Annotated in this window: 5 protein-coding genes and 1 pseudogene; 2 read left to right on the top strand and 4 right to left on the bottom strand. The window is 69.0% G+C overall.

Going from position 1 to position 9,808, the window contains the following annotated elements; all coding sequences use genetic code 11:
- Window positions 1-458: RNA-guided endonuclease InsQ/TnpB family protein (locus ABT085_RS38690; protein ID WP_351619303.1), on the bottom strand; the 458-nt coding region annotated here is incomplete at its 3' end.
- 241 nt (window positions 459-699) lie between these two features.
- Here ABT085_RS38690 and ABT085_RS38685 point away from each other — a divergent pair.
- Window positions 700-1,788: a hypothetical protein gene (locus ABT085_RS38685; RefSeq protein WP_351619300.1), complete on the top strand. Its 1,089-nt coding sequence runs from the start codon at window positions 700-702 to the stop codon at window positions 1,786-1,788.
- A 233-nt stretch (window positions 1,789-2,021) separates the two neighbouring features.
- On the opposite strand, the gene ABT085_RS38680 is transcribed toward ABT085_RS38685, so the two are convergent.
- Complete coding sequence (locus ABT085_RS38680; protein WP_351619306.1) at window positions 2,022-3,593, bottom strand: glycoside hydrolase family 27 protein; 1,572 nt, start codon at window positions 3,591-3,593, stop codon at window positions 2,022-2,024.
- Window positions 3,594-4,444: 851 nt separating this feature from the next.
- On the opposite strand from ABT085_RS38680, the gene ABT085_RS38675 reads away from it, so the two are divergent.
- The gene (locus tag ABT085_RS38675; RefSeq protein ID WP_351619297.1) at window positions 4,445-5,776 is read left to right on the top strand and encodes a lanthionine synthetase LanC family protein; all 1,332 of its coding nucleotides are present in this window, start codon (window positions 4,445-4,447) and stop codon (window positions 5,774-5,776) included.
- A 451-nt stretch (window positions 5,777-6,227) separates the two neighbouring features.
- On the opposite strand, the gene ABT085_RS38670 is transcribed toward ABT085_RS38675, so the two are convergent.
- Both ABT085_RS38670 and ABT085_RS38665 read right to left on the bottom strand, forming a co-directional pair.
- Window positions 6,228-8,837: an excinuclease ABC subunit UvrA gene (locus ABT085_RS38670; protein WP_351619294.1), complete on the bottom strand. Its 2,610-nt coding sequence runs from the start codon at window positions 8,835-8,837 to the stop codon at window positions 6,228-6,230.
- Window positions 8,838-9,675: 838 nt separating this feature from the next.
- A pseudogene (locus ABT085_RS38665) lies at window positions 9,676-9,808 on the bottom strand (RNA-guided endonuclease TnpB family protein); the annotation flags it as partial.

Here is a 9,808-nt window from a genome sequence, read left to right as displayed (position 1 = left end):
GCCGGAAGCGGGCGTGACCAGCGCACCCGCAACTCCCCGACCTTCGCCACATACAGGCGGCCGTTGCCGCGCAGGCAGAACCCGTTGGCGGTGAGCCGGATCGACTGCCGGCTGTCCCGCCTGGACTTGAACCGGGGCGGCGCAACCTTCGGGCCCCTGCGCCGGCCGGTGACGCAGGAGAAGAAGGTGCGGTAGGCGGCGTGCAAATCCCGCAGGGACTGCACCAGCACCACCGACGACACCTCGGACAGCCACACCCGTTCCCCGGTGCGCTTGGCCGCAGTGATGACCTGCCTCTGCAGGTCGGTGTCCTTGATATACGGCAGCCCCGCCGCGTGTGCATCCCGACGGGCCCGAAGGCCGTCGTTGAAGACCACACGGGCACACCCGAACGCCCTGGCCAGCGCATCACGCTGCACAAGCTCGGGGTACACACGGAAGTTGTACCGCAGCTGCATGTGATCAACCTACTGCCCGGCACCGACAACACCGGCCCGAACAGCTTCACCCCGCGGACCGTTCCGGCTCACCCCGCCCGAAAAGACGGGGCTTGCGCCGGACCCAGCCGGTCACATAGGCAGGCTTGCTGTCGCTGTGGCCGAGGCTGCATGCGTCGGACTTGACCAGCTGAACACCGATGCCACTGAGGCCGATTGAGGCAGGCAGGGGTTGTCAGTGGCTGGTGGCAGGATCACCGGCATGGCTTTCGTACGTACTACACCGCCGCGGCCCGTGGGCGTGACCGCGGTCTTTCCCGAGCTGGCACCGTTGGCACGTCCTGCGATTCGACTCCACCCTCGTCCCGGGTCGCCTTCGGTCGGGGAGAGCTCGGTCGGGGGGCCGTTGCTGTGGCCGGCCGATGAGCCATGGCCGCACTGCGAAGCCTCGCACCTGCACGTGGACAGCGGGTTTCGCGAGTCGCCGGACGACGTGCGGCTCAAGAGACGCATGCAGGCCCGGTGGCACCGTGATCACAATGGCCGCGGGACAACGCCCGAGGAGGCGGCGAGCAAGGAACGGAACGCCGCAAGGCTCGCAGAGCGACTCGACGCCGGCCTTCCGTTGCCCGCGGACTGCCCGGTCCCCATGCTGCCCATAGCCCAGCTGTACCTGCGCGACATACCCCTGCTGCGGCCGCCCGGACAGGCCGATCTGCTCCAGGTGCTGTGGTGTCCCTACGACCACGATCCGGATCACAAGCCGTCGACCGCACTGTTCTGGCGGTCCGCCGCCGAGGTCGTCGACATCCTCGCCACACCGCCCGAACCGTACGAGGTGAACCATTGGGGCTATCTGCCGGAACCGTGTGTGCTGGCACCGGAAGCGATCACCGAGTACCCCAACAGCCTCGACCTGAGCTCGCAGATGCTCCTGATGGTGGAGGACTGGAGCAGATGGCAGGCGGCCGGCGCCGACGTGGACAGCTCCGAGCACGCGGACTGTCCGCGAGACTTCTATGACGTCCATCTGGCTGACGCGCCCGGCTGGAAGGTCGGCGGCTGGCCTCCGTGGGGCCGCACCGACCCCAACCCCCGGTACTGCACGGTCTGTGATGTGCAGATGGTCCCGCTGCTGACCATCGCCTCCTACGAATGGGACGGCGGTGAGGGACACAGCTGGGCACCTCAAGAGGACCAGGCCGCCGCCTACGCCTCCAACACCGTCGGTAGCTGTTGTGGCCAGAGCCCTTCGCAGCCGACCAAGGTCGAAGTCGGCAGCACCGACAACATGCAGATCTACGTCTGTCCCGTCTCCCCCGAGCATCCGCACACCGACCTGATCCAATGAACTGCCGGGCCTGTCACACACCCTGCGCAGCCGGAGACAAAGGTGCCGCCGCGTCAGGGTGTGTGACAAGCCGTTTGCCTCACGGCGGCGGGACCCGCAGCGCACGAGGCTCCTGCGCCCGTGGGTTGAGACTTCGAACACCTCGAAGTCTTCGTCCTGGACCATCCTGACGTCCAGCGTGTACGTCTGCACAGACCTCACGCCCGGACGGACCGAAGCCGGTCGCGGGGTGCTCAGCCAAGGCGCCACTGCTGGTTGGCGCCGCCGTTGCAGGTCCACAGTTCCAGCTGGGTTCCGTTGACGTTGCCGGCGGGCTTGTCGCCTCCGGTGACGTCGAGGCACAGACCGGACTGGACGCCGGTGATGGTGCCGTCGGCATTCAGGTGCCACTGCTGGTTCGTGCCGCCGTTGCAGGTCCACAGTTCCACCTTGGTGCCCGCGGTGGTCGCGCCGCCCGTGGCGTCCAGGCACTGCGTGCCCCCGTACAGCCGCAGTTCACCGGCAGCGGTCGGAGTGGCCTTCTGGTTGGCACCGCCGTTGCAGTCCCAGATCTCGATCTTCGTGCCGGGCGCGGTCCCGTTGTCGTACGCGTCCAGACAGCGGCCTGAGGACGCGCCGACCAGGGTGTGGGCGGTGCCGGTGCTGGTGGCCGAACCGGTGGAGACCCGGAACAGGACGGTGGCGTGGCCTGGCACGGTGGCCGAGATCGCGCCCGTGGTGGTGGTCTTCACGTGGGACCACAGGTTGTCCAGGGTGTAACCGTTGGACGACGCGGTCATGCCGACCGCCGACGCGGTGGTGGATATGGTGGCAGCGCCGGAGTTCTCGTTAAACAGCGCCACCGACACGTCGCCGCCCGCCAGCGGCTTGGCCAGTACGTCCAGGCCGCCGGAGGAGGACACCTGCACGCCCTGCTTGCCGAGGGAGTCCTGATCGACCGCGATGACCTCCCGGTTCCCGAGGATCGAGGCGGTGGCGGCGGTGGAGTTCGGCAGATCATTGCCGGCGATCAGCGGGGCGGCCATCTCGGACCAGAGACTGAACTCGCTGCGGTCCTCGGTGAACGACATGCCACCGTTCCCGACCTCCAGCATGTCGGGGTCGTTCCAGCCGCCGGGACCGGCATACGGCGCGAGCTTGACGTTGGCGTGGAAGATGGACAGCAGCGAGCCGTAGCTGTCGTTGATGTCGCCGGTGGTGCGCCACATGTTGCCCACGCCCGCGCCCCACGTCCACACGCTGTCAACACCCCATTCGCACAGACTGAACAGGATGGCGCGGCCGCTATGGGCCAGCGCGTCGCGCATCGTGGTGTCGCGCTGCTGGGCGGAGGTCCCGTCGTCGTAGCAGTTGTCGTACTTGAGCAGGTCCACGCCCCACGAGGCGAAACTGGCGGCATCGGTCTGCTCGTGGCCGAGACTGCCGGGATAACCGGCGCAGGTCTTGGTGCCTGCACTCTCGTAGATGCCGAGCTTCAGACCTTTGCTGTGCACGTAGGCGGCGGTGCCGCTGATGCCGTCCGGGAACTTGACGGGGTCCGGCACGAGATGGCCGCCTGAGTCCCGGCTGCCGGACATCCAGCAGTCGTCGATGTCGACGTAGGTGTAGCCGGCCGCGGCCAGGCCGGAGGAGACCATGTAGTCGGCGACGGATTCGACCTTCTGCTCGGTGACGTCACAGCCGAACTTGTTCCAGCTGTTCCAGCCCATCGGCGGGGTCAGCGCCAGCCCGTTGGGCAGCGCGGCCGCCCCCGGCGCCGCGCCCAGGGCGCAGACAACAGACGCGATGAGCAGAGCCAGAACCACTCCGATCGCGCTACCGGCGCGTCCTCGGGCGGCCTTCTGGATGCGGACCGTTTCGTCCTCGGTGCCGGACGTGCGGGGTGCGGGGGGTGTGCCGGGCAGGTGGAGGCGCACGTTGTCCTTCTTCCGGGTGGGGGGTTATCTGATGGGCGCTCAGGCCGATGGGCCGGCGTGAGCGGCCCTGCGCGAGGTGCGGGCACACCCGGCGGGCGCACCCGAGGAAGACGACCAAGACGCTTGGTGGGAAAGGATGGAAACGTTTGGATTCTGTGCGGATGCCGGGGCACACCGTCGCAGCCCGCACACACTGCGTCAAGAGTCCGCGTACCGGTCAGGGGCGCAATCTGGCCTCCTGTTCCCCACCACCGCGTCGCCCTTGCCCCGAAACCTGTCTCGCCGATCGGCGGGTGCCCCGTGGTGGGACCGGAGACACCCGATGTCTTCCGGGCCGCAGTGAGCGGTCCGTGCGGCCTGCCGGAGTGGTTCGCAGACCCTCCACCAGTCGAGGCGGCCGGCCGCGTTCGGTTCGGCCGACAGGGCCTGGCGCAACTGGTCGACAACCCGGCCAAAGCCACGGATTCAGACGGCTCCGGTAGGTCTGCCCAGAACTGAACCCCAGTTTCAGCGAAGGAAGTTGGCAGGCTACGCCGTTGCAATGGACAAACAAGACACGTCCAGGATCACGCTGGTGGCGAGCAGACCCTTGGTTACCATGCGCAGCGCGAGGGCTTCCTCGATCGGGCGGTCCGCTCCGGCCGTGCGGCGCCGCACGGCTTCTTCTGGAGCGAGCAGAAGGCCACGATCCCCACACTCGCGATCTTCTGACCCCTTTCGGGTGGATGTATCGTCGCCAGGTGGCGACGAGCGAGGCGTACAGGCAGCTGGGCGAGGCGGCATGGTCGTGGGTGCTGGACCAGGTACGCGAGGACGAGGGCCCGTGGCTTCCGGAGACGGTGCTCGGAGACGGCCAGGACGTGACACCGGCGAAGGACCGCGACTCGCTGTACTCGGGGATCGCGGGTCTGGCACCGGTCCTGGTGGAGATCGCGCAACACCGTGAGCTGACTGAACGGGAGCGGGCCCTGGCCGACGGGATCGTGACCAGGTTGTCGGCACAGGCCGCAGGGCGTGTCGAGCCATCGTTGTACGACGGGCTCGCCGGTGACGGCACGGCACTGCGTCTGCTCGCGCCGGGCACGGAATCCGTCGCCCTGCGGCGGCTCAACGATCTGGCGGCCTCTGACGGCTGGAGGACGACCCTCGAGTTCGAACCGGATTCCGACGCCCCGTTGAACGACATCATCATGGGTAGCGCTGGCGTCGTCATGACGGCGGTCTGGGTCGGGGGAGAGTTCGCGGAGGCGATCGCCACAACGGGCTGCGAAGCGCTGCTGGGTACGGCGGACCGCACGGAAGCGGGCCTGGACTGGGGCATCGCGGCGGGTACGCAGTGGCGGGCGCCCAACTATTCCCATGGCACCGCCGGGGTGGCTGCCGCGCTGGCCGTAGCGGGCGCGGCGCTCGATCGCGGCGACTTCGTCGAGGCGGCGGCCGCAGGCGCTCGGCACGTCCTGTCGGTGGGTGTGCTCGACAACGGCGGGTTCGTCGTACCGCACACCATCCCGCCGTCGAAGCGTGAGGTGGAGCCCCTCACCTACACCTGGTGCCACGGCCCGGCGGGAACTTCGCACCTGTTCGCGGCGCTGTCGCACGCCGGTGTCACGGAGTTGGCCGGATTCCAGGTCGACGAGCTGCGTCGACGTTGTCTGACCTCCCTTCTCACGTCGGGCATTCCCGAGCGGCTGCGCCCGGGGTTCTGGGACAACGACGGCCGGTGCTGCGGCACGGCGGGGGTCGGCGACGTGCTCCTGGACGCCGCACAGGACTACGCCGGCACGAGCTCGGCGGAGACGCTTCTGCGCGGGGCTCGCACGATGGGTGACGCGCTTGTGGAGCGGGCGATCCGGGACGAGGCGGGTGGCCGCTGGCGCTTTGTGGAGTATCGGAGCGACGAGCCTCTGCTGCCGCCTGGCACCGCGTGGATGCAGGGCGCGTCGGGCATCGCGGCCTTTCTTCTGCGCCTCGCCCGGTTCATCGAGACAGGTCCGAAGGCTCTTGTGGTGGATCGGCCGGATCAGTGGTGGGCCGTCCCCGACGATGTGCGCTTGACCGTTCGAAGGGCCTGAGGCCAACCGGTGGACGACCACGCGGGTGTCTGCGAACCGAACCGAAGCGCCCGGAGAGCAACAGCCACGCGGCACATCAGTCCGCGTTACACCTGACGAAGTTCCAGCATGAACCGGGGGGCCACTCTGGCCCCCCGGGCTCGCCCCACACCGGGGGCGCCCCTGTCACATATCCATGGGCAGGAGGTGAGGCAGTGGCCGGGGCCCGTCATGACCAGGTCGCGACATCGCTTGGTTGCCGCGCGCCTGCGAGGAGTTCAGCAAGGGCTCCCGAAGCAGTTCGTGATGCACCCCCACCGCAGCGTCGCCGCATCAGGCCATCCGCCACCGGCAACTCATCGTCCAGGGGGTCCCCTGCACGCGTGAACCGATGCGTTGAGCCGGTTGGCGTGGCCCGCGCCCTGCGTCCCGAGTCCTTGCCGATCTGATCTCCCATCAGATCGGCAAGGATTCAGGTACTTTTCCGTGCCGACAGATGACGGCCCAGGTGGTCGGCGGTCAGTGTCTTTCCCTCTCGCGCGACGTCCTCGGGGTGGCCTTCTGCGACGATGCGTCCCCCGTCGTCACCCGCTCCGGGGCCGAGGTCCAGGACCCAGTCCGCGGCGGCGACGGTGCGCAGGTCGTGCTCCACCACGACGACGGTGTTCCCGGCGCTCACCAGGCGCTGCAACTGTCCGACGAGCAGGTCGATGTCGGCCGGGTGCAGCCCGCTGGTGGGCTCGTCGAGGAGGTACAGGGTGTGGCCGCGCGGCGCGCGGTGCAATTCGCTCACCAGCTTGATGCGCTGGGCCTCGCCGCCGGACAGGGTCGTGGCGCTCTGGCCCAGCGTGAGATACCCCAGGCCGATGTCGGAGAGCAGTGTGAGGATGCGCGCGGCCGACTGTACGTCGTGGAGGAACTCCAGTGCCTCCTCCACGCTCATCGCCAGCACGTCGGCGATGGTCCGGTCGCGGTAGCGCACCATGAGAGTGCCGGGGTTGTAGCGGGCGCCCTCGCAGACCGGGCAGGGCGAGGTTTCCGTGGGCAGGAAGAGGAGTTCGATGCTGACGACGCCGTCGCCCAGGCAGTGCGGACAGCGCCCCTGGGTGACGTTGAAGGAGAACCGGCTGGCGGTGTAACCGAGTTCCTTCGCCGCGGGCTGGGCGGCGAACAGCTTGCGGACGCTGTCGAACAGACTCGTGTAGGTCGCGAGGTTCGAGCGCGGGGTGCGCCCGATGGGCTTCTGGTCCACGACCACGAGGCGGTCGACCTGCTGGAGCCCGGAGCTGGACTGGACCGTGACCCGGTCCTCCTCCAGATCCCAGACCGGTACCCCGGTCTCCTCCTCGTCAGAGGCCTCCACCGACGCGGGACGACGGGCGATGTCCGCCCCGATCTCGTCGGCGTGCAGATGGTCGCGGACGGTGTCCGCGAGAGCGCGCCGCACGAGCGTGGACTTTCCGGACCCGGAGACGCCGGTGACCGCGGTCAGGGTGCCCAGCGGGAAACTCACGTCCACGTCATGGAGATTGTGGCCGGTGACTCCGGTGAGGCCCAGCCAGCCGTTCGGCTGCCGGGGCTTCTCGGGGCCGGGCACCGGGGGCGCGCTCGGCGTGAGGTACCGGGCGGTCACCGACTCCTCCGCCTGGCCGAGCTGCGCGGCGGGGCCGCCGTAAAGGATCCGCCCGCCGTGGCGGCCCGCTCCGGGACCCATGTCGACGATCCAGTCGGCCGAGGCGACGACCTGGGCGTTGTGCTCCACGACGAAGACGCTGTTCCCGGCTCCCCTGAGCCGTCGCAGCGCGGTGAGCAGCAGCTCCGTGTCGGCGGCGTGCAGGCCGGCCGAGGGTTCGTCCAGAACGTAGAGGACGCCGAACAGGCCGCTGCGAAGCTGGGTGGCCATGTGCAGCCTCTGCAGTTCCCCACTGGACAGGGTCGAGGTCGCCCGGCCCGTCGCGAGATAGCCCAGACCCAGGTCGGTCAGTGTGCCGAGCTGGTCCTGGAGACCGCCGATCAGGGCATGCGCGGCCTGCCGCCGCTCAGCCGGCAGGGCCAGGGTGTCGGGATGGTCGCGTGCGGTCTCCAGAAAGGCCGAGAGCTGCGTGAGAGGCATCGAGGTGGCGACGGAGATGTCCTGCCCGGCGACGGTCACCGCCAGCGCTTCGGGGTTGAGCCGCTTGCCGTGGCAGGCCGGGCAGATCTCCTGGGTCATGAAGGAGGCGGCCTTGGCCCGCAGGTGCGCCGCCTTGGAAGTGGCGAAGGTGTGCAGCACCCACCTGCGGGGGCTCATGTAGGTGCCCTGGTAGGAGCGAGCGATCCGGTGCGCATCGCGGACCGGATGCACGGTGACCGTCGGCTGCTCGTCGGTGGTCAGCAGCCATTCGCGCCGGGCGGCGGGCAGCTCGCGGAAGGGGATGTCGATGTCCACGCCCAGCTCGGCGAGGACGTCACGGTAGTTCTTGCCCTGCCAGGCGCCCGGCCACGCGGCGACGGCGCCCTCGCGGATGCTCAGAGAGTCGTCGCCGACGAGCGTGCCGTCGTCCACGGTGTGCAGCCGCCCCAGCCCCGAACACGTCCGGCACGCGCCCACCGCCGTGTTCGGCGAGAAGCTGTCCGAGTCCAGTGGCGCAGCGTCCCGGGGGAACGTGCCGGCCAGATCCTCAGGGGTCCGGCCCGCCGGGTAGGTTCCGGCCCGGGAGTACAGCATGCGCAGCACGTTCGAGACCCGACTCACCGTTCCCACCGTCGAGCGCGTGCTGCCGCCACTGTGCTGCTGACGCAGGGCGACGGCGGGCGGAAGACCGGTGATCGACCCGACCCTGGGCGCCGAGCCCTGGTCGATCAGCCGGCGGGCGTACGGTGCGACGGACTCCAGGTAGCGCTGCTGGGCCTCGGCATAGACGGTCGCGAACGCCAGCGAGGACTTGCCGGATCCCGAGACCCCGGTGAAGGCCACGACCTGGTCGCGGGGCACGTCCACGTCGACGTGGCGCAGGTTGTGCTCGTCGGCTCCCCGGACCTTGATCAGTCCGTCATGATCGGCGTCCTGCGGTGCGAAGTCCGGTCGTGCGTGTGGTGCCATAGGGGAAACCTATCCGCGCAACCCTGGCGACACGCCACGGAGTGATCGGACAGCCCCTGTGCGCTCCCGTAGACGGCTCAACCACTGACCGGGATGGCAACCTGGACGGGCCAGCCCGGCGGTGACCCGTCTCCGGCCGCGTCGCAACAAGGAAGCACCGAATCCCCGGGCTCGCGGCCGATCTGCCCGTCCACGACGTACGGCCCGGCCACACGGAAGCACCACGTTCCGGCGGGCTCGGCGTCCGGCTGCGAGTGGCGGTGGCGGAGCTTCCGTGCACGCCCAGCACGGAGACTGGCGAGCTCCAGACAGGCGGCAGACCGCAGAAGTCCGCGGTCGAGCGAACCGTCTACCTCGCCTGGCACCCCCTGTCGACCGACACGATGAGCCGCTCCGCCTTACACCACGCCCCGCTACGTGGCCGCCCTCTCCCTCATCGACGGCTACGCCGTCCAGTCCACCCCGACAACCCCTCCGCCCTCACCTCAGACCAGGTAAGACCGCCAGGGCCCGGACGGCGGCGAGCGGCAGAGGCTGCTGTCCCGGACGCGGTTTTCCCGCGGCGGCCGCACTGAGCCCCGGGGCGACATCCTTGGCCGCACCGGCCCTCCAGGCCGCGTGACCGAACCTGTCACCCAAACCTGTAGCAGAGCCGACCTCTTCGACGTGGCGTATGACGGCCAGACCCGGCTTGACGCCCGGTCAAGCGGCGCAGCTGTACGGAACTTCGACACATGGATCTCCGTAGTGATCGGAGACGCAGGAGTCGACGGTGAACGTCACTTCTGTACCGACCTTGTTCTGTTGACTTCCTCCCCCTCCTGAAGGAGGGGGATTCCTACGGCTCGCGCCGTAGGGGTTTCTGCTTCATCGCCAACTGCCCGCCCGGAGTACTCCGTTGAGGTCTTACACCGGCTCCACAGACAGACGCCGTCAGCCCGACGGCCAGAATGTTCATTGCCGCGTTCACG

This window comes from Streptomyces sp. NPDC002265, from assembly GCF_040296125.1.
GTDB lineage: Bacteria > Actinomycetota > Actinomycetes > Streptomycetales > Streptomycetaceae > Streptomyces.
This window is presented reverse-complemented; position numbering and strand designations above follow the sequence as displayed.